At 43.9% G+C, this 21073-nt stretch carries 21 protein-coding genes, 1 tRNA gene, 1 pseudogene and 1 riboswitch; of the genes and pseudogenes, 21 read left to right on the top strand and 2 right to left on the bottom strand.

Annotation, left to right across the window (positions count from 1 at the left end; genetic code table 11):
* Positions 1 to 1058 precede the first annotated feature (1058 nt).
* From QNI08_RS13870 to QNI08_RS13860, 3 genes are all read left to right on the top strand, one after another.
* Complete coding sequence (locus tag QNI08_RS13870) at positions 1059 to 1331, top strand: hypothetical protein (RefSeq protein ID WP_285768004.1); 273 nt, start codon at positions 1059 to 1061, stop codon at positions 1329 to 1331.
* Between the two features lie 71 nt (positions 1332 to 1402).
* Positions 1403 to 2200: an ATP-binding cassette domain-containing protein gene (locus QNI08_RS13865; RefSeq protein ID WP_285768003.1), complete on the top strand. Its 798-nt coding sequence runs from the start codon at positions 1403 to 1405 to the stop codon at positions 2198 to 2200.
* Positions 2145 to 3545, top strand: a complete 1401-nt coding sequence (locus QNI08_RS13860; protein ID WP_285768002.1) for a hypothetical protein — start codon at positions 2145 to 2147, stop codon at positions 3543 to 3545. The genes QNI08_RS13865 and QNI08_RS13860 overlap by 56 nt, the downstream gene beginning before the upstream one ends.
* Positions 3546 to 4195: 650 nt before the next feature.
* Here the strand turns inward: QNI08_RS13860 and QNI08_RS22530 are convergent.
* Positions 4196 to 4504 carry a RidA family protein gene (locus QNI08_RS22530; protein ID WP_352231223.1) on the bottom strand — a complete coding sequence of 103 codons (309 nt, stop codon included), beginning with the start codon at positions 4502 to 4504 and terminating at the stop codon, positions 4196 to 4198.
* 409 nt (positions 4505 to 4913) lie between these two features.
* Here QNI08_RS22530 and QNI08_RS13855 point away from each other — a divergent pair.
* A pseudogene (locus QNI08_RS13855) lies at positions 4914 to 5189 on the top strand (transposase); the annotation flags it as partial.
* Positions 5190 to 5351: 162 nt separating this feature from the next.
* Here QNI08_RS13855 and QNI08_RS13850 read toward each other — a convergent pair.
* Positions 5352 to 5425: transfer RNA gene (locus QNI08_RS13850), tRNA-Arg, on the bottom strand.
* Between the two features lie 219 nt (positions 5426 to 5644).
* On the opposite strand from QNI08_RS13850, the gene QNI08_RS13845 reads away from it, so the two are divergent.
* The 17 genes from QNI08_RS13845 (at position 5645) to QNI08_RS13765 (ending at position 21046) form a co-directional block, all read left to right on the top strand.
* Positions 5645 to 6508, top strand: a complete 864-nt coding sequence (locus QNI08_RS13845; RefSeq protein WP_285768119.1) for a polysaccharide deacetylase family protein — start codon at positions 5645 to 5647, stop codon at positions 6506 to 6508.
* A 75-nt stretch (positions 6509 to 6583) separates the two neighbouring features.
* Positions 6584 to 6757, top strand: a riboswitch (cobalamin riboswitch).
* A gap of 158 nt (positions 6758 to 6915) precedes the next feature.
* Positions 6916 to 7881 carry an ABC transporter substrate-binding protein gene (locus QNI08_RS13840; protein ID WP_483313778.1) on the top strand — a complete coding sequence of 322 codons (966 nt, stop codon included), beginning with the start codon at positions 6916 to 6918 and terminating at the stop codon, positions 7879 to 7881.
* On the top strand, positions 7844 to 8911 hold the full coding sequence (locus QNI08_RS13835) for a FecCD family ABC transporter permease (protein WP_285768000.1): 1068 nt from the start codon (positions 7844 to 7846) through the stop codon (positions 8909 to 8911). The genes QNI08_RS13840 and QNI08_RS13835 overlap by 38 nt, the downstream gene beginning before the upstream one ends.
* The gene (locus QNI08_RS13830) at positions 8904 to 10376 is read left to right on the top strand and encodes a heme ABC transporter ATP-binding protein (RefSeq protein WP_285767999.1); all 1473 of its coding nucleotides are present in this window, start codon (positions 8904 to 8906) and stop codon (positions 10374 to 10376) included. The genes QNI08_RS13835 and QNI08_RS13830 overlap by 8 nt, the downstream gene beginning before the upstream one ends.
* Positions 10373 to 11338 (top strand): adenosylcobinamide-phosphate synthase CbiB, encoded by a 966-nt coding sequence (gene cbiB, locus QNI08_RS13825; protein WP_285767998.1) that lies wholly within the window; start codon positions 10373 to 10375, stop codon positions 11336 to 11338. The genes QNI08_RS13830 and cbiB overlap by 4 nt, the downstream gene beginning before the upstream one ends.
* Positions 11313 to 12386 (top strand): threonine-phosphate decarboxylase CobD, encoded by a 1074-nt coding sequence (gene cobD, locus QNI08_RS13820; RefSeq protein ID WP_285767997.1) that lies wholly within the window; start codon positions 11313 to 11315, stop codon positions 12384 to 12386. Before cbiB ends, cobD begins: the two co-directional genes overlap by 26 nt.
* On the top strand, positions 12359 to 12922 hold the full coding sequence (locus QNI08_RS13815; protein WP_285767996.1) for a bifunctional adenosylcobinamide kinase/adenosylcobinamide-phosphate guanylyltransferase: 564 nt from the start codon (positions 12359 to 12361) through the stop codon (positions 12920 to 12922). Before cobD ends, QNI08_RS13815 begins: the two co-directional genes overlap by 28 nt.
* 8 nt (positions 12923 to 12930) lie before the next feature.
* The gene (cobS, locus tag QNI08_RS13810; RefSeq protein ID WP_285767995.1) at positions 12931 to 13722 is read left to right on the top strand and encodes an adenosylcobinamide-GDP ribazoletransferase; all 792 of its coding nucleotides are present in this window, start codon (positions 12931 to 12933) and stop codon (positions 13720 to 13722) included.
* Entirely contained in the window at positions 13680 to 14297 is a 618-nt protein-coding gene (locus tag QNI08_RS13805; RefSeq protein ID WP_285767994.1) for a histidine phosphatase family protein, read from the top strand. Before cobS ends, QNI08_RS13805 begins: the two co-directional genes overlap by 43 nt.
* Entirely contained in the window at positions 14249 to 14677 is a 429-nt protein-coding gene (locus tag QNI08_RS13800; RefSeq protein ID WP_285767993.1) for a bifunctional adenosylcobinamide kinase/adenosylcobinamide-phosphate guanylyltransferase, read from the top strand. The genes QNI08_RS13805 and QNI08_RS13800 overlap by 49 nt, the downstream gene beginning before the upstream one ends.
* A gap of 14 nt (positions 14678 to 14691) precedes the next feature.
* Positions 14692 to 15276, top strand: coding sequence for a cob(I)yrinic acid a,c-diamide adenosyltransferase (locus tag QNI08_RS13795; RefSeq protein ID WP_285767992.1), 585 nt, complete (start codon positions 14692 to 14694; stop codon positions 15274 to 15276).
* 2 nt (positions 15277 to 15278) lie between these two features.
* Positions 15279 to 15770 carry an ECF transporter S component gene (locus QNI08_RS13790; RefSeq protein WP_285767991.1) on the top strand — a complete coding sequence of 164 codons (492 nt, stop codon included), beginning with the start codon at positions 15279 to 15281 and terminating at the stop codon, positions 15768 to 15770.
* Positions 15770 to 16468 carry an ATP-binding protein gene (locus QNI08_RS13785; protein WP_285767990.1) on the top strand — a complete coding sequence of 233 codons (699 nt, stop codon included), beginning with the start codon at positions 15770 to 15772 and terminating at the stop codon, positions 16466 to 16468. The genes QNI08_RS13790 and QNI08_RS13785 overlap by 1 nt, the downstream gene beginning before the upstream one ends.
* Positions 16469 to 16731: 263 nt before the next feature.
* A complete protein-coding gene (gene gntK / locus QNI08_RS13780) occupies positions 16732 to 18270 on the top strand; it encodes a gluconokinase (RefSeq protein WP_285767989.1) in 1539 nt (512 codons plus the stop codon).
* A gap of 81 nt (positions 18271 to 18351) precedes the next feature.
* Positions 18352 to 18828: a Cys-tRNA(Pro) deacylase gene (ybaK, locus tag QNI08_RS13775; RefSeq protein ID WP_285767988.1), complete on the top strand. Its 477-nt coding sequence runs from the start codon at positions 18352 to 18354 to the stop codon at positions 18826 to 18828.
* 88 nt (positions 18829 to 18916) lie between these two features.
* Entirely contained in the window at positions 18917 to 20035 is a 1119-nt protein-coding gene (locus QNI08_RS13770) for a PRK06851 family protein (RefSeq protein WP_285767987.1), read from the top strand.
* A gap of 141 nt (positions 20036 to 20176) precedes the next feature.
* Positions 20177 to 21046, top strand: a complete 870-nt coding sequence (locus QNI08_RS13765) for a Cof-type HAD-IIB family hydrolase (RefSeq protein WP_285767986.1) — start codon at positions 20177 to 20179, stop codon at positions 21044 to 21046.
* Positions 21047 to 21073: the final 27 nt, after the last annotated feature.

The following is a 21073-nucleotide window of genomic DNA, read 5'->3' as shown; positions in this document are numbered from 1 at the left end:
GGATAGCAGTCAGGTACTTGAATGTGAACACAAAAATGGTGTTTCACGTGTAACAAATGCCCACAATGTCACAAAAAGATGGAAACGCTTGTACAATAAACGGACCTTGGCAAAACTAGTTTCAAGGAATAAAAGAAAAAGGATGAAGCGTTGGCTCCATCCTTTTTCCATATTACTGCTTCGACTAAAATTCATTCAGTACGTTGCCGTATAATTATTTTTATAGTTTGTTGTCCATTTTTTGGTGTTTATCCTAATCTAGAGCGTACTGAATGGCTGCTAATCACCTGGACTGAAAATCGCTTCATCATTCTCTGGATTCCATAGGTTGTAAATACTCATGAGTATCCTCCTCCTTTGAATGAGAAAGTAGTCATTCCCATTTTGAATAGCACCTAACGCTTCAATTGACTCTAACGCTGATCACGGGGACTAAACACCGCTGCGTCATTCTCCCTGTTCCATTGGCTTCTGATTGTACTCATGCACATCATCTCCTTTGGTTGAGAATGTCTTACAGTATTTATATACCCGGGTGGGACAGGTTGAAACATTTTTTTTAAAAAAGTATAAACATATACTGCCTGTAATGAGTTTCCCCAACTGATTTCAAGACAATATGAGAATTGAAGTGCCGGACAAATTTTTGAACAATAAATTATTAATTATATTTCGAGTAACAGTATATTCTCTTACGTGATCTGTTGAATGTATTAATAGTTCTCTTAAGCTTGAGATATAAAAACGCTAAAGCATTCCAGATATATTTATTTGAAGAATACTCTAAATCTATGAAAACCAAATAAATTAATAGCTGTTAATTGTATTGGAATTATATTTGAAATTTAGGTAAAATATATCATTTATGTAACAATTTATTGTAAAATATGATACTATATACCTGTTGGGTGGTTACATGTATATTTTGGTAGTTTCATATATGTTGCTAACATAAGACTTTATAATTTTTGGAGTCTTTAAATTTATTTATTCATTAATGTACTTACCAAAATAATTAATGAACTGTCACAACAAACCTAATTGAAAGGAGGGAAAAAATGTTATCTACTCTAAATTTCGCTAACAATTTATCTATGCAGTTATATCTTTTGGTTATGAATTTTTTTCAAAATGTCGCTCATTCACAAGAAGAGTTAAAAAAATCTGTGACTACTCAAAAAAATGCATTTTGGATTGCAGTTCTTTTTATTATTTTAGGAGTTGCTAGTGTGGCAGCATTAATCTGGGCGTGTAAAACCTATGGAAGTGGCTCGAAATTTTTAGGTGAATTTAAAATGTCAGGACTTTATATTAAAATCAAATGTGGTTAAGTGGAGCCTTAGGGTTGTCGAGTGTTTGACAATCCTAAGGTTGAAACAATAGCCTAAATAGGGGAGAATTTATGATTTCATTATATATAAAAGAAAAAAGGTTTGAATCATTTGAATTAATTGATATTCCTGTTGAAATAAAAAAAGGAGAAGCAACCCTTCTTTTAGGTCATAATGGTGCAGGAAAAACAACAATCATAAAATCTCTATTTGGATTATTAAATATTAATGGGAATGTTAAACTGGATGATCACAAAATTTGTTTTCAATCACAAGGTGATGTAGATCTTTTTAAAAAGAATATGGCTTATATACCCGATGATATTTCATTGTTGAATTATTTAACACCAATGGAGTATTTTGATTTAGTACAAAGTTCTTTTAATCAAAGTGAAAACATAGAATTTTTGAATCAATTAATTAGAATATTTGAGCTAGATAAATATTTACATATACCCATTATCCAATTATCACATGGAAATCAAAAGAAAATACAGATAGTATCTCAACTGTGTAGAAAAAGCGAATATGTTGTATTCGATGAACCTACAAATGGACTTGATCCAGATATGATTATTATTTTAAAGAGGGTATTAGAAAAACTAAAATCGCAAGGTGTTGGAATCCTTCTTTCTACACATAATTTGGACTTCGGCCAAGAATTATTTAATAGGCTCATAATCTTAAGAGATGGAAAAATAATCATAAACATGAACAGGGAGGAAGTTGAAGAACGTTTCACAGGTTTGTCTTTAGAAGAAGTATATAGAGGCGCTAATAAAGAATACTATCAGTATATAGAGGAGTTAATAAATGACATGGATCATTCAAGTAGTACAGAAAATAGAAACACCAAGAATTATACATAAGGTAAAAGAGTTAATACAAAAGTATACCACATTAATTTTGGCAATTATTATAGGCCTACTTTTGATGTATGCAGTATATATTACATTAACTATAAAAACATTAATAGAAATTGATTTTAATATAGTAACTATGTTTATAAATGTTATTAAGGTTTGGACAGTCGTTATTTGTTTTTGTTTGGTATTTACAAGAAACAAATTGAAGCATGGAAATTATATCTTTTTTTATATGAACACTTCTATTAAAGCATATGAGTTGGTATTGGGCAGCTTAGTGCATACATATCTTTTCTCCATATTAATCATGTTATTTTCCTTTTTTCCATTATTATTGGCTATGGTGATTAAAGGTATGACAATAAATCTTTCTTCCCTATTATTACTGTTATTAACAATATCCTTCTTATTTATTTTTGCTATGACTGTTTGGATGCTCGCTAATTTTTTATTAATGAAGTATATAAATAAAGATAAAGAAAATTTATATGGAAGTTCAATAGCATTAATTACTATCCTTTTTGGTTCTATAAGCCTAGGAGAAAAATATTTGAAAAATTTTCTTGAGGAACATCTCGGTTTTTATTTTTCTCTTTTATTATTCTTGAGTTTTATCTTACTAATTATATTTAGAAGGATTTCAACTGGATATTTGATGAGTATTTTAAAACAAAAAAATGAAAGTAGATTAGTTAGAAACTATAAAAGTAAAAGTATTTTTACTAATAATGAGTACTCACTTCAGATGAATGTTGAATGGATAAACTTTACTCGCAATCAAATCTTTAAAGAACAAGGATTGGTATTTTGTATCTTAATTGGGATGGCTACGGGTACCTACTTTATATTTGATGCAAATAACTTCTTTTTGGTTTTTTCTTTTATTACACAATTTGGGCTAAAAGAAATCTTGGTTATGATACCGTTAACGGTTGGAATGCACTTCAAAGAGTATAAAATTGCAATATATAATTTAAATATCCAAAAAAACCCTTACTTTACTACAAGAGTAATAATTATTTATATTGTTAATTGCTTTAGCTATTACCTTTTTCTATTATTATCCTATTTCCTATTTGGAGTAGAAATGGGAAATCTATATGGTGCCCTTTTTTCAATCATGTTTATTACAATGTTCTCCATTCTAGTAAGTTTTCTTATCAAGATTGACGATTTTAATAAAATTTTCATTGTTATATTTTTATTAGCATGTGTAAATATTTTCGACTTTATTATTCAGCAAACTTTCATATTAGAAATTTATATTCAATTAGTATATACAGGATTTTCTATTATAATATTTTTGATTATTATGGGATTCTATTTAAGGAAACCTATTCTTATATGATTGAGTTTATCTGTGCTTTTTTATTAGTGTTTCTTATACATGAACTAGGTCATATTGTTGCTATTATGATATTTAATGTGACAGAGTCTAAACCTTTTTATCATTTAAGATTCGAATGGAATATTAAATACTTCTACGTTGTTCATGAAAAATTCACAAAACAGTCCAAAAATATTCTAGTTGCAGTTTCAGGTCCGATGCTTCCTGTATTGCTATCACTCATTTTAATATTTATTATAAACAACCAATTTACAAATATATTTACATTACTAAGCTTTGTAAATTTAACTATGCTTCATCCTAGATTTCCTGATGGTAGAAATATAATTAATGCAGTTAAAGAATGGAAGGGGATTAGATGATAAATATTTTGAAATCAATATCGAGTGGGATTGTTTTTGCGTTTTTATATCTATTTATTGTATTTGTAAGTCCAATAATTTTTATGCTAATGGGTTATACAAATATCTTTTCAAGTCCTGCCTTGTTCGGAGAGTACTTATACATAATAGAGATAAAGAATCAAACATTTTCATCTGAAGCAACTATATTTGGGTGTATCCTTAGTTTCGTAGTTGGGTTAATCATACACTTCTTTTTAAACCTCCTTATAGCATCTCTTAAAAAAGGGAGAAAGTAGATAGGGTATATCAACTTTTGAAGGGAAAAGGAAGATGGTAATGCATCAGAAAAAACCTAAAACATGAGGCAGCTATTTTAGAAGAATCACTTGCAGGAATTGCGCCTCCAAACATCTCATTGCGAATTTCCGCTACGATAGGCATATGGGTGATGTCAGTAAGATACCAAGTTGTTTTTACTACATCTGCTAAGGTAGCTCCTGCTGCTTCCAGGGTTTTTTCCAAATTCTCGATCGTTTTGCGCGTCTGTTCACGAATATCTCCAGCACCAACAACATTCCAATCCTCATCAAGTGCTGTGATCGTCCCTGTATAGATGGTGGTTCTGCTTTAATCGCCTGTGCGTACGGACCACGCGGAGGTGTAACCTGTGGATTAAACACAATTTCTTTTGACATGCTGCATCTTCCTCCCGATTCATTCATGAACTATTGTATAAGGTATTGAAAACTACTTAAATAAAAGAAAACCCATTGGATTAATATACTATACGAGAAGCATTAAGAATAGTCTAATAACTATCTTGGCGTGACGGATGGCACTGGTGACTGATTCAGGTAATAGTAACCATCCTGCCTTCATTGCTGTAAGTACCCGACCACTTTGAAAGTAAATAGGTAGCAAAATGAAGTTTTTCAATGCTAGACCCAGTTCCTTAAATAATTAAAATCCCGCGACCTTCAAGCTAGTGATTTCTACATTCATTTAATGAATAAATGGGTATTCGAAGGCCGTCACGATTGAGGATAGTCGACTATTCAAATCAGAGTTTAAAGATAAATTCGGGGAGGAATTAAACTAAGAAAAAGTGCTTGAAATTTTGGATGAAGGGTTTAGAAGACACATTCAATACATGAACCATCCAGAAAAAATAAGGCAGCACATCCGCAGTACGAACTCGCTGGGACGTTTAAACCAAGAAGTTCGCATAAGTAAAATAGTCAACCGAATTTTTCCTAATACCCAATCTAATTTCCGATTAATAGGTGCCGTATTAATGTAGTATAAAGACGCGGTTTACGCCAAGAAAAATGTATAGTAAAAAAGTAACTATTTTGTGAAACTTTCATCATGAATAATTTCAAATTCGAACTTTAAATAAAAATATTTTAAAAAACAGGCAAAACCCCTTAATACACAAGGGGTTTTGCCTGTTTTTATTGAGCGTCCCAGATAGGAATCGAACCTACGACCTACAGCTTAGGAGGCTGTCGCTCTATCCTGCTGAGCTACTGGGACATATTATAAGGTCGACGACTTGTTTATTATATTGGTTATAGGCAAACTTTTCAAGTGAGTAGCTTATAATTATTTAAAAAAGTGCGTAGAGGGGCATATAATCATTTATTTTCCCTTATTTTGCGTTAATTGGAATACTTTATAATTCATTGGTTTTCTGGTACTATTATGCTAGAAAAAAATAGGAGAATGATAGTGAGGAAATACAGACTTATATGGATGGCAGCTTTGCTTGGGGTCTTCATTTTAGCTGGCTGTTCACAAGGAGTTTTAGAGAATGTAGGTAAAAAGACGGCTGCGCCGATTACGGAAGAGAATATTGAGGTGGCTGCGGCAGAGGAGAATGAGGCCGAAATAGATCTGGAGGGTGGAGCTAGTCCGGAGCGAATCGATACGAGTGGCTGGATAAGGGCCGAGTCCGCGGTTCGGCTTCCGATATTGATGTACCATAGTATCTCGGAGGGAAATAACCTTCGGGTGCCGAAGGAGGAATTCCGGCTGCAAATGGCTTGGCTTCGGGAAAATGGCTACCAGACTTTAACGCCTAATGAAGCCTTCCTCGTTTTAAGCGAAAATATAATGCCAAGTGAAAAGTGTGTCTGGATTACTTTTGATGATGGCTATACAGATAACTATACGGAGGCTTTTCCTATCTTGAAGGAATATGATTTGAAGGCGACCATCTTCATGATCGGGAAGTCCATTGGTAAAGCTCATCACCTGACGGAAGAGCAAATGATGGAGATGAGTGCGGATGGGATTTCCATCGAGAGTCATACGATCAACCATCTTGAGCTGAACCGGATGACTTCCGGGCAGCAGGAAGCTGAAATGGTTCAGTCCAAGGATTTATTCGATCGCATTCTGAACCAGGAGACGACAGTACTTTCGTATCCAGTCGGCCGTTATAACGAGGAGAGCCTCAGGCTATCGGAAGAAGCGGGATACAAGATGGCAGTCACAACGGAGCCTGGCGGGGCGACAAGTGACCAAGGGATGCATGGGCTGCATCGCGTTCGGATTTCACCGGGCTTATCCGTCGGCGGATTTGCATCACTGATTGAAAATGCTTCCAATCACTGAAGCAGGACAAGCATTTCCGAAAAATCGCCCAATAATCGCTTCTCTCATGGTGTATAATGATAAGCAGTGAAAGTATATACATATAAACGATTTGGTGTCGTAATGACTTAATAGGGAAGCTGGTTCAATGCCAGCGCGGTCCCGCCACTGTATATGGGAGCTGACGGCTGTATGCCCCTATTTGGGATATGGAAGGTGCCGTTGACGATGACCATGAGCCAGGAGACCTGCCAAGATTCGTACACCTGTGACCCACGCGGATGGGGAGGTGTGTGGCAGACCGTATAGAGTCCGTAATGATATTGCCATGCAAGCATCCTCCGTTTGACGGGGGATGCTTTTTGTCATGAGCTTGCCCTTCGGTTAAGGTGGAGGAAAACTATATGAAACGATTGTGGGGAATGAACGTGAAGAAGGTTTTTGGCCTGATATTGGTGATGTTGCTGACGGCAGGCATGATGGTTGGCTGCAGCGGCACGACAAATGAAGGAAAAGAAAAACAGCAGACGAATCAGGCTACACACCAAGCCTTCCCGGTTACGATTAAAGATGCAACGGGCGAAAAGGTGACGATAGAAGAAAAACCAAAGAAAATCGTTACGTTGATACCAAGCAATACGGAAGTGGTCTTTGCGCTTGGTTTAGGTGATAAGGTTATTGGCGTGTCCGACAATGATAATTACCCGGAAGAAACGAAGGATATCGAAAAAGTGGGCGGCATGGAAATGAACACGGAGTTGATCGTCTCCTTGAAACCGGATCTTGTTCTTGCCCATGCATCGAGTGCCCATAATTCGGAAGCGGGGCTCCAGCAGCTTAAGGATGCCGGAATCGATGTGCTTGTAGTCAATGATGCCCAAAGCTTCAGTGAGGTGTACGAGTCCATCGATATGATCGGGAAGGCAACAGGGGAGCAAGCTAAGGCAAAAGACATCATTGCGGGCATGAAAACGAAGCTGAAGGGTATATCCGAGAAAGCCAAATCGCTAAAACAATCGGAAAGGAAGACCGTTTTAGTGGAGGTTTCGCCGTCACCGGATATTTATACACCTGGTAAAAATACATTCATGAATGAAATGCTTGCTATGATCTCAGCAGATAATGCTGCCGCGGATGTGGATGGCTGGGCCAAAATGGATGAAGAGTCGATGATTGCAGCCAATCCGGATGTCATCATTACTACTTACGGGTATTACACAAAAGACCCGGTAAATGAAGTGATCGGCAGAAAAGGGTGGCAAGACGTGACGGCCGTTAAGAATGCCAAGGTCTTCGATGTGCATTCCGACTTGGTGACCCGTTCCGGTCCACGTTTAATAGAGGGAGTGGAGGAGCTTGCCAAATCAATCTATCCGAACATTTTTGACAACTAAATGGACGCTTGCTTATCTGCTTGCGTTGTTGTTTTTACTTTTTGCCGGTACGATCGGCATCTCATTCGGTTCGGTGTCCGTGCCGATTCCCGTGCTTTTGCAAATTATCGGCAAGGAGATTTTTCATTTGCCGATTTCCGCTGATCCGGATGTGATGCTGACGAATATTGTAATGAACATCCGTTTGCCGCGTGTATTGCTTGCCGGTTTGGTCGGGGCATCGCTGGCGATCGCAGGTGCGGCATTTCAGGGGCTGCTCCGGAATCCGCTTGCCGATCCCTACACACTCGGGATATCGTCAGGAGCATCGGTCGGGGCAGTAGTGACGTTATTCTTGAATATATCACTCCCGTTCATCGGCTTATACACGCTTCCTGCATTAAGCATTTTATGTTCCGTAATCACGATTTTTTGTGTGCTGGCATTCGCAAAGAAAATGGATCGTTCGATGAAGGTCGAAACGATCATCTTGACCGGAATCATCTTCAGTTCGTTTTTAAGTGCCTTCATATCGTTGATGATTGCGTTGACGGGGGAGGAATTAAGACAAATCATCGGCTGGCTTATGGGCAGCGTGTCCATGCGCGGGTGGAATTATATCGGAATCATTCTGCCGTTTTTTATCATAGGTACGCTGATCTTGATCATGAATACGAGGGAATTGAATGCGATGACCTTCGGGGAGGACCGGGCAAAACATTTAGGTGTCGATGTGCAGAGGCGGAAGTTGTCGATCCTGATAGCCGGCTCGATATTGACGGGAGCGGCCGTTGCCGTTTCGGGGACGATCGGTTTTGTAGGGCTGGTGATTCCCCACTTGGTACGGAGGATTTGGGGGCCGGATCATATACATCTGCTTCCATTATCCTTGCTGGTGGGAAGCGGGTTCTTGATTTTGGCAGACCTTGTGGCACGGACGATCATCGCTCCATCGGAACTGCCGATCGGGGTCATCACCTCGCTGATCGGGGCACCTGCATTTGCCCTCATTTTATTAAAAAGACGGAGAGTGGGTAGGACGGATGCTTGAGGTTAAAGGATTAACAGGCGGATATGATAACAAGGCCGTTTTGGATTCCGTCTCTTTCGAAGTACATAAAGGAGAATTGTTCGGAATCCTTGGACCAAACGGCAGCGGGAAAACGACGCTGTTGAGCATGCTCAGCGGGGTGCTCGATTACAAGCGCGGAAGCATACGAATCAAGGGAAAAGATTTGCAGGATTATTCGGCGAAGCAGCTTGCACGAGTCATTGCGGTGCTTCCTCAGCATTCTTCATTAGCATTTTCGTATACGGTGAAGGAGACGGTCTCGCTTGGACGGTACGCGCATCAAACAGGCTGGTTCCACAGCTGGTCTGCGGAGGATGAAGAAATTGTCCAACGGGTGATGAAACAAACGGGAGTGGCTGAATTTCAGGATCTTCATTTCGAACGGCTGTCAGGAGGGGAGAGACAGCGGGTCTTGCTTGCCCAGGCGCTGGCCCAGGAGCCTGAAGTACTTTTTCTGGATGAGCCGACGAACCACTTGGACCTATCGTATCAAAAGGAACTTCTTGATTTGATGAGAAAAATGGCAAAGGAGCAGGAATTGACCGTCATATCGATTTTTCATGACTTGAATTTGGCTGGATTATATTGTGATCGGCTCTTGCTGCTTGCAAAAGGGGAAATTCAAGCCATTGCTGCCCCTAATGAAGTGCTTCAACAGGACCGGATCCAGGAAGTCTATCGTACGACGATCGAAAAGCATCCGCATCCTGCACTTCCGAAGCCGCAAATGTTCATCGTTCCCCAAAAGCATGGTGGCGATTACGACCCATTCGAAATCAATCAATCCCATTTGACGGTCGGGCGGGAGATGATCCGGTTGAATGCCCCCCATCCCCTTAGAACGATGTCCTCTGGAGTGACTGGATCGGGGATGGGCTGGCATCGATATTTCGTGAATAGGCACGTCCATCACGATTATGATTGCGACGATCATCTTGCGGAAATGGCGGATTATTTAAAAGCCCATAACATCGATCCGCAGGAAACGGTAGGGATGATGACGGCAGTCTTCCTTGATACGGCTGCCTTCAAATTAGTAAAAGCGGAAGGTTTCTCGGTTTTCATCATCGTGACGGCTGGAGTCGGCAATGCCATCGACGCTTCATTAGCGGACCGCCACTCCTGGAGTTCTGCGCCGGGGACCATCAATACATGGATATTCGTAAATGGCCACCTGGCAGAAGAAGCCTTCATTCACAGCATCGTGACCGCGACCGAGGCAAAAGTAAAAGCGCTGCATGATTTGCAGGTTCTGGATAAGGTGACGAACACCTATGCGACAGGAACATCGACCGATAGCATTTTGGTTGCAGCGACACAAAGGGGAACGACGCTTCAATATGGAGGAACGATCACCCCGCTCGGGAAGCTGATCAGCCGCGGTGTATATGATTGCACGGCAGAAGCAATCAGGAATAGTCGGAAACGGAATGAGGCATTATGATTTATCACCACCTTTTTGCCATTACGCTTGCTTTTTTCCTTGATTTGATGATAGGAGATCCGCCAAATTGGCCGCATCCAGTCAAATGGATCGGAACGATGATAAGCAAGCTGGATCGCACCTTTAATGAAGGCACACATAAGAAACGAAAGGGACTGTTCATGCTTGCGGTCGTCTTGACGACAGTAATATTGCTAACAGGTTTGTCCGTCTATTTGGCCTATCTTATCCATCCGTTGGCGGGAATCGTTTGGGAAGCGGTCGTGATTTCCACTACGATTGCCCAAAAGGGCTTGAAGCAGGCTGGAATGGAAGTGTGCCAGCCGCTGAATGAAAGGGATTTTCCTGAAGCGCGGCTAAGGCTTTCCTATATCGTCGGCCGCGATACGGACAAGCTTGGTGAATCCGAAATTGTCAGGGGCACTGTCGAAACCGTCGCTGAAAATACGAGTGATGGTGTTACGGCCCCGCTGTTTTGGGCTGCGGTTGGCGGGGCGCCGCTTGCCATGGTGTACCGAGCGATCAATACATGCGATTCGATGGTGGGCTACAAAAATGATAAATACGGCCAATTCGGCTGGGCTTCGGCCAAGCTTGATGATATCGCCAACTATCTTCCCAGCCGCCTCACGGGAATGTTGATGCTGTTATGCTCCAAATCTAGCCATCATGATTTTCAAGCCAGATGGAGAATCTTGTTCCGTGATGCGCGGAAGCATCCAAGTCCGAATAGCGGCTGGTGTGAAGCAGCCGTTGCGGCGATTCTGGGTGTGCAGCTTGGCGGACTGAATATGTACAAAGGAGTGGTTTCTGACCGGGCGCGCATGGGCGTACCTCTCATTCCGCTGGAGGCAAAACATATACCAAAAACAATTGCCATCATGCATCGATCGTCGTTTCTATTTTTACTGATGCTTTGGCTGGGGGGAGCTGCCATTGATTTTACCATCTCATGGATCTAATCCACATTATCTTTACGAAGCGCTGAAAATCGAAATGCCTGGATCTGTCATCGATTTCAGCGCAAACATCAACCCATTGGGCCCGCCTTTACGAATCAAGGAACGGTGGTCCGGATTTTTTGAAGGGGTCATGGATTACCCGGACCCCCATGCCGTTGAACTGACAAAAGCGATTGCAGAGAAAGAGGGACTTCCCGAGTCCTCGGTTTTGGTAGGCAACGGTGGTGCAGAAATCATCATGCTGGTGGCGAACAGGCTGGCCAATCAAAAGGTGCTGATCATCCAGCCGGCTTTTGCGGAATATGAGCAAGCTTGTTTGGCAGCCGGTTGTGAGGTCGACTTCCACCAGCTTGATGCTCCTGATTGGCAGCTGGATGTGGCTCGCTTGATTCCGAGATTACGTGAATATGATGCGGTTTTCCTCTGCACTCCCAATAACCCGACTGGCGTGTCATTTGAACGTGGGGCTGTGATGGAATTGATCAGCGAATGCCAAAAAGCGGATTGCCTGGCTGTCATCGATGAGGCATTTTATGATTTTACCGAGGACGCCTTCACGTATGCGTCATTAATCAACCGATTTCCACATTTGCTTGTTCTAAGGTCAATGACGAAAATCTTTGCGATTCCGGGCTTGAGACTGGGCTATTTACTTGCAGAACCGGATATCATAGGGCGCGTGAAAAGCTATAAACCGCATTGGAGCGTCAACCAAGTCGCCTTGGAAGTGGGCAGGATCTGTCTAGAAGAAGAGGTATATATAAACGAAACGAGAGCATTAATCCAATCACAAAAGCAGAAACTGTTCCATTGCTATCGCGAGCTTGGAATGACGGTTTCCGCAAGCACGGTCAATTTTTACTTAATGAAGGATGAAACGCTAACCCTTTTTCCTTTTTTATTGAAAAAAGGAATCGTTCCGCGTCATACACACAATTTCCCCGGCTTGGACGGCTTCTGGCTCCGGTTTGCAGTGAAGGGGGAACGTGATAATGAGGCGCTGCTGGAGGGGGTGAAGCAGTGGAAAAGGCAAGGCTCTGCTTCATAACGGGCGGAGTCCGCAGCGGGAAAAGCAGGTTTGCAGAAAGGAAGGCACTGGAATATGCGCTCCTGACCGAGGGCAATCTGCATTACCTCGCCTGCGGGCGTGTCAGTGATGCCGAAATGGGGGAACGCATCCTGAGGCATCAAAAAGACAGGCAAACAAGCCCAATCGCCTGGCAGACCTCCGAATATGCAACGGATATTACGAGAGTCGGGGCGAAAGTCGATTCTAATTCGATCATCCTGCTCGATTGCCTCACCACCTTGCTCGATAATGAACTTTTCGGTTCTGGGCTCCCGCTTGAAGCGAATTTTTTACATAGCATTCAGGCAAAAATCATCGGCGCCATTGATGAGCTAAGACAACAATCGGGCTGCTTGATCATCGTCAGCAATGAAGTGGCCCAGGAACCGATTTTCCAAAAGCAATTGCTGCATATATACGGAAGGATGCTCGGCACGATCCATCAAACGATTGTCGGTGAGGCGGATGAGGCCTATCTTGTAGAGTCGGGCATTCCACTGAAGATGAAGGGATGAAAGCAGGCATGAACGTGGTAATTGGCTTTTTAATCAACCTGCAGTTTTTTACGGTTTTTCCAATCAGAAAGCAGCTTCCGATGGAAAGGAAATATATACACCGTGCCATTCAAACCTTTCCGTTGGTTGGCCTATTGCTTGGTCTGATCATGGGCGGAGCCTTATATGTGCTAGTGGAGTGGACGCCGTTTTCATCGCTTGCGATTGCCTTTTTCCTTTGGTTCCTGACGATTGCGTTATCGGGCGGCCTGCACCTCGATGGCTGGATCGATGCCAGCGATGCTTTTTTTTCCTATCAGGATAAAGAGCGCCGGTTGGAAATCATGAAAGATTCGCGAACGGGTGCCTTCGGGGTCATCTCCGTCATCGTCCTGTTGGCCGCGAGATTTCTTTTCATCTATGAAATTGTCGCACGGGCCAATGGGTGGACCTATTTCTTGATCATCACCCTGCCGCTCTTAAGCAAATGCGTAATGGGCTATTTACTGATCCGGATGCCGCTTGCTAAAGAAGAAGGGCTCGGCGCTTTTTTTCAGCGTGCGGTAAAGAAAAGCAGTTTGCCGATATACGGGCTGTACCCTGTTGCAAGCCTGGCGATTGCCTTGGTCATCGATGTTCAGCTTGTCGCTCTATTTGTTATTATGAGCCTGGCAGCGCTGTTGTTCCTGCTTTATATTAAACGTAAAATCACCAGCTGGTTTGGCGGAATTACGGGAGATGTACTGGGTGCATCGGTGGAAGGAGTTGAGCTTTGGTTATGGCTGATACTGTGGCTGTTACATTACTTCGCCATGGGCTGACAATGGCCAATGAGCGAAGAGCCTATCTAGGCTGGAGCGATTCACCTCTAAGTGTCGAAGGAGAGAAGCAAATTCTAGCTTTAAGGAGATTTTACCCCTTGTACGAAAAAATTCATACGAGTGATCTGCCTCGGTGTGTGGAAACGGCAAGACTTCTGTTTCCGGATGCTGCACTTGTCAAAAACCGCTCCTTCCGTGAAATGAACTTCGGTCATTGGGAAGGACGGACATATGATGAATTAAAGCGTGATGGCAAATACATGGATTGGCTGGAAAACCCTATGGAGGCGATGGTGCCTGGGGGGGAAAGCTACCCGGAATTTTCGGAACGGGTGCGAAATGGATGGAACGAATGGATGGCCGATGAGAAAGACCGCTATGTTTTAATGACTCATGCCGGGGTGATCCGGGATTTATTGGTCCGCTTTGCTCCGCTTGAAAAGGAATTTTTTGATTGGAGCGTATCACATGGCAAGGGATATGAGCTGATCTGGGAGGACCTGAACAGTTTAAGGAGGGGTGAGCGTTGCACTTTGTTACAGGCGGTGCCTACAATGGCAAATCAAACTGGGTAAAGCGGTTCTATGATCTGGAGAGCGGTGTCCTTTGGCTTTCCGGTTATCAACAGGATGAGCCACAACGAATCGATTTCCAAGGCAAGACCGTCGTATGGCAAGGCTTGGATGGATGGATCCAGGAGGATGCCAAAAAGATGGCGGCTGATGCAATTCGCGAAAAATGGCAGGAAATCATCGCCGGCTGGCGAATATGGGAGAAGGAAAGGAATGACCACCGCTTCATTGTCATCGGCTCTGACCTATCCAAGGGAATCGTGCCGATGGAAGCAACCAATCGTCGCTGGCGTGATGCCTGCGGCTGGGTCTATCAAGATGTGGCATCCTTATCGAGCCGTGTCGATATCATTTGGTATGGAATCAACCAGCGAATAAAATAAAGGAGGCAATTGGAATGAAAATCTATACACGTACAGGAGATAAAGGACAAACGAGCGTTATCGGGGGGCGCCTTGATAAGGACGACATCCGGGTCGAATCCTATGGAACGGTCGATGAGGTGAATAGCTATATCGGTCTTGCGGTGACTGAATTGGATGCCGCAATATTTGCCGATGTACTCGCAGATCTCGAGAAAATCCAGCATGAGTTATTCGACTGCGGCGGCGATCTGGCGACAGTTTCCGAGAAGGCCCCGCAAAAGCTGACGGATGAGGCGATTACGTATTTGGAAGAACGGATTGACGCGTTCATCGCCGAAGCGCCGGAATTGGAAAAGTTCATTTTGCCAGGCGGATCGAAGGCGGCAGCAACCATCCATATGGCCCGCACGGTTACAAGAAGGGCGGAACGATTGGTCGTTTCCTTGATCAAGTCAGGCGCAGCCGTCTCCCCTTTATCGCTTCAATATCTAAACCGTTTATCGGATTACTTCTTTGCGGTAGCACGTGTCATCAACTTCCGGCTTGGGGTGAAAGATGTGGAATACATCCGCAGCGCAAATGTATTCCGCGGAGGGAAAAGAAAGGAAAAAGAGTGAACATGGACGTAAGAAGAATCAGTGTAACCGCTCTTTTCATAGCCATATCCGCCGTGGGGGCGATGATCAAAATCCCTTCCCCGATCGGCAGTATCGCCTTGGACAGTTTTCCGGCCCTTTTGGCAGCTGTCATCCTCGGCCCGATATCAGGAGCGATCGTTGCAGGGCTTGGACATATCATTTCAGCGTCCATCGGCGGACTGCCATTGGGGCCGTTTCACTTTTTGATCATGGTTGAAATGGCCGTGCTCATATGGATGTTTGGCGTTTTATTCCTCCAAGGAAAAAAACTGGCGGCATATTTCCTCTTTTTTATCGGTAATTCCTTCATTTTGGGCCTGCCGTTTGTGTTTCTCGTCAGTCCTGGGTTTTACATGCTGCTCGTTCCGGGGTTAACTGCTGCATCGGCGATCAATAGTGCTTTGGCGGCCCTTTTAATTCCCCGCTTGGAGCCGATTTTGAGAAAAACGATTTTTAAGGATGGGTCGATATAATGAGTGACTCCTTGATTTTGCCCTTCACCGAATTGGAATCATTGGTCATATCAAGTGACAATAGCGGCGGAATCGGACTGAAGGAAAACGATCTTGTCCAGGTTCCATATGAAACCGTCGGCTATTTTTCCTTCAGGGTGGCCGTCATGGAGTGCTTAAGTGCTGGCGGGAATCCGTTATCGGTCGTTCTCCATAATTTTTGCGGCGATGAGGCCTGGGAGGGCCTGAGCAGAGGTGTCATGCAAGGCATGGCTGAATTGGGGCTGGAGCTTCCGATAACGGGAAGCACGGAAACGAACATGCCGTTGCTTCAATCCGCACTTGGGCTCATCGTGCTTGGCAAGCGAAGGATTGACCGGGAAAAGCAACAAAACCACCCGCGAAAAATCTCTCTCGTCGGCAGGCCGCTCGTCGGGGAGGAAGTGCTGAAACAGCAAGAATGGGTGGCCCCTCTATCCTTATATAAAGGTCTTTGTGAGCTGGAAGGAGTCGAGGCGCTTCCAGTCGGATCGAAAGGAATAGCCTATGAATGGAAGCAATTGGACCGAAGCGGGGATGGCGTTCCCGTGTACATAAGCGATATAGTCGATATCGAAAAATCATCCGGTCCATCCACCTGCTTTCTGCTTGCTTATCCACTGTCTTTGGAAGAAGAAATCAAGCTTCAAGCAGGGTCACTCCTTATTGGTGAAGAATAGATGGAGCATCGGGTTCAGTTCATCATGAACCCGATGCTCCATTTATCATTGGAATTACATGCTGCCTCTAAAAAATGATAGATATGGATAGTCTAGTAAAGCAGTGCAGGGTCCGTGCAATGCCGGTCATTCCTCTGCAGCGTGTGTTAAGATGATGGTATTAATCAATCAAATGGTCATGGATACGATCGGATCGGTCGTTCCACATATCCCATTCTTACTATGGCATTCAAATGTTTAAGAGGAAGGAGCATGATGTTAGTATGGCAGGTTATATGATGGGAATCGATATTGGCACGACCAGTACGAAGGCCGTTCTTTTTTCAAAAGCGGGGGAGGTCGTCCAAACTTGTTCAAAAGGCTATCCCCTCCAAAGCCCGACACCGTCCGTTGCTGAACAAGACCCAGAAGAAATATATAAAGCGGTCATCATGGCGATAGCTGAAGTGATGATAGCAAGTGAAGTGGGCAAGGATGAAGTGGGCTTCTTATCATTCAGTTCAGCGATGCATAGCTTGATCGCCATGGATAAGGACGGCAGGCCGCTGACGAATAGCATTACATGGGCGGATAATCGAAGTGTTGCCCATGCAGAGCGATTGAAGGCTACGGAACAGGGGATGCAATTGTATCATCGGACGGGAACCCCGATTCACCCGATGTCCCCGATCACGAAAATCATGTGGTTAAAACAAGAGCATCCTGGGATTTTTGGCGATACGGTCAAATTCATCGGAATCAAGGAATATATCTTCTATAAATTTTTTAATGAATATGTGATGGATCATTCCCTCGCTTCCGCAACGGGTCTGTTCAACTTGAATGAGTTGAATTGGGATGAAGAGGCACTTAGCATTGCTGGGATCGATGCGGACAGGCTGCCGGCGCTTGTTCCGACAACACAGGTCCTTTCTGGCTTAAGTCCTGAATTGGCAGCAGCCATGAACATCGAGGCAAGCACCCCGTTTGTGATCGGTGCGAGTGATGGCGTACTTGCCAACTTAGGGCAAAACGCCATCAAGCCAGGGGTTCTGGCAGTCACGATCGGCACGAGCGGTGCCGTAAGGACGGTCAGTGACCGACCGCTTACAGATCCAAAAGGCAGGACCTTCTGTTACGCCCTTACCGAGAATCATTGGGTGATCGGCGGTCCGGTCAATAATGGGGGCATCACCTTCCGTTGGGCACGTGATCAATTTGGCCGTGTCGAAATCGAAAAAGCGAAGGCTACAGGCCGTGACTCGTATGAAATTTTGACGGATATGGCCTCGACTATTGCACCTGGATCGGACGGGCTGATTTTCCATCCGTATATGGCTGGAGAGCGTGCACCATTATGGATTGCCGACGCCAGGGGCTCCTTCTTCGGGCTGGCCCTTCACCATACTCGTGATCATATGGTCCGGGCGGTCCTCGAAGGAGTGATGTATAACCTTTATAGTGTCCTCCTTGCTGTGAGAGAATTGGCTGGTGCACCCGAGAAGATCCATGCAAGCGGCGGGTTTGTCCGCTCGAAGCTGTGGCGTCAGATCATGGCTGATGTTTTCAATCAGAATGTGACGATTCCGGAAAGCTTTGAAAGTTCGAGCTTAGGCGCAGCCGTGCTTGGGCTTTATGCTTTAGGGGAAATCGAAAGCCTCGATGAAGTGGAAGGGATGATTGGCGATACGGATGAGCTTGTCCCGATCGAGGCTAACGTTGAAGTTTACGAAGAGCTGATGTCGATCTATTTATCCGTGAGCAGGCAATTGGAGGCTGACTACAGCCGTATTGCTGAATTTCAAAGACGCCATTTGGAATGAACGTGAGGGAAAGGCACAGCTGCATGAGCACTGTGCCTTTGTTTTTGGTAAGATGATAAAAAAAGATAAGGGGAATGTCATATGGGAGCCGGTAAAACGAATGCAATGCGAATTCTTGATAACCATTCAATCGAATATGGAATGATGAGCTATGATGCACGTGATGGAAAGATCGATGGAGTTACAGTCGCCGAAAAAATCGGAAAGGCGCCCGAAACCGTTTTTAAGACGCTTGTTACCCATAGCAGCCCGCAGCAGCTTTATGTTTTTGTCATTCCTGTAGAGACCGAACTTGATATGAAAAAAGCCGCGAAGGCGGCAGGGGCAAAAAAAATGGAAATGCTCGCCGTCAAAGACCTGCAAAAAAATACAGGCTACATAAGGGGAGGCTGTTCACCGATCGGCATGAAAAAACAATATCCGACCTTCATTGACGAAAGTGCGTTTAACCTGACGGAAATCATCGTGAGCGCCGGTAAGATCGGCAGCCAGATTGTCTTGAAGCCGGCAGATTTCCTCGAGGTCACGCAAGCGGAGTCCGTCGCCCTCATTAAATAGGAATGGAATCCTTGGGCATTCACCTATTTTCATTTTTTGCATACGCTGTCTTTGTGATCACATTTTTATTGTGAGGGAGAGTGTGAAAGTGACGGGAAAAGTGATGCATTATTTCGCCGGCGGCAATACCGCCGCAGGTTTTTATAGCTTATATGATTCGAATTTGGCAGGATTGGAAAGATTATTCATTTTAAAAGGCGGGCCTGGTTCGGGTAAATCAACCATCATGAAAAAAATCGGCCAGGAATGGCTGGATAAAAACTATGATATCGAGTATCTACATTGTTCTTCCGATAATGATTCCATCGATGGGGTCATCATACCGGCTTTGAAAATCGGGCTTGTGGATGGGACCGCTCCGCATGTAATCGAACCGAAGGCACCTGGGGCGATTGAGGAATATGTCAATTTGGGGTCAGCCTGGAATTCACAGCAGCTCGCTTCAGAAAGATCGTCCATCATCAGGCTGACGAATGCGAGAAGCAAAAGCTTCGAGAAGGCCTATGCCCTTTTCGCCGAAGCATTGAAAATACATGATGAATGGGAGGACATCTATAAGGCAAACATCGACTTCGCTAAATTGAATGGGCTGACCAATAAATTGATAGAAGGCTTTTATCGAGATATCGTCCTTAATAAGAAGGCGGATGTCCGCCATCGTTTTTTAGGTGCCGCCACACCGAAGGGAGCGGTCGACTTCATACCGAATATCACGGAGGGCGTACAAAAACGCTACTTTTTAAAAGGGCGTCCCGGTTCGGGAAAATCGACGATGCTGAAAAAGATTGCAAAGGCTGCGGAGCAAAGGGGCTTCGATGTGGAAGTGTATCATTGCGGTTTCGATCCGCATAGCCTGGACATGGTCATCGTCCGGGAGGTAGGTATCGCCATATTCGACAGCACAGCTCCTCATGAATATTTCCCGAGCTGCGAAGGTGATGAGATCATCGATATATATAAAACGGCGATCCTGCCGGGAACGGATGAAATTTATGCCGATCAGATCAAGGATGTTTCCTCCAGGTACAGGGAGAAGATGAATGAAGCGACGGCAAGCCTAGCCAAAGCAAAAGAGCTGCATGACGAACTTGAAAAAATTTATGTGAAAGCCATGGACTTTACTGCGATAGATGACATTCGTAGTGACATTCATGAACAGATCATTGAGCGGGCGCTGGAAATTGACAGCCAAACGATCCTGCATTAACAAAATGAACTGCACCTCTCCCTATCAGGTGCAGTTTATTGTATTTTTTTGATTGATACTCGCTCCAAGTTTGTAAAACGTGTTTATCCACGCTCTTTCGGTTAAAATAGGGATTATATTGTAAAAAAGGAGCAGGTTGAATTGATAAAGACGATTGCGATTGACATGGACGGAACATTATTAAACAAAATGCAAAAGGTAAGTGCGGAAAATAAAGAGGCGATCCAGAAGGCACAAAGAGAAGGGGTGGAAGTGATCATCGCCACTGGGAGATCATACGTCGAAGCAAGGTTCGCTTTAGATGAAGCGAATATCGATTGCCCTGTGATATCTGTGAATGGGGCGGCCTTGTTCACAAAGGAAGGAAAGATTGCCGCTTCGAATCCAATGTCTGTTGCCACTGCAAAAATGGTCGCTGAAATTCTTGAGGAACAAGGGATTTATTTCGAAATATATACGAGTCAGGGGATTTATTCCAAAAATTACGAAAAATCAATATCGGTTTTGGTGGACATTTTCGTGACGGCCAATCCAGAGATGGACGCCGAAAGAATGAGGAAATTCGCAGAAGAGCGATTGCAGCTTGGACAGGTAACATCAATCTCCGACTATTCCGAGTTATTCAGCCATTCCAACGTGGAATATTATAAAATCCTCAGCTTCTCCAAAAATTTAGATTTATTGAATCGGGTTGCTGAAAAATTGAACGGGCAAGGTGGAGTCACCGTCACCTCATCAGGACGTGAAAATGTGGAAATCATGAGTACGGAAGCCCAAAAAGGTACGGCACTTGAAGCATATGTAAAGCAAAAATCCGGCTCCATGCAGGAAACGATGGCCATCGGCGATAATTATAATGATGTATCCATGTTTGAACGGGTAGGCTTGGCTGTTGCCATGGGAAATGCCCCGCTCGACATCCAAAAACTGTGTGATGAAGTGACAGGCAAGAATGATGAATCAGGTGTAGCGCAGGCAATTTTGAAGGTACTCAAACAGTCAGCCTATTAAACTCATGAAACGAAGGGGGAAGGGCGT

The organism is Peribacillus folii (assembly GCF_030271255.1).
Taxonomy (GTDB): domain Bacteria; phylum Bacillota; class Bacilli; order Bacillales; family DSM-1321; genus Peribacillus.
The sequence above is the reverse complement of the archived record's forward strand: the minus strand, read 5'-3'. Positions and strand labels throughout refer to the sequence as shown.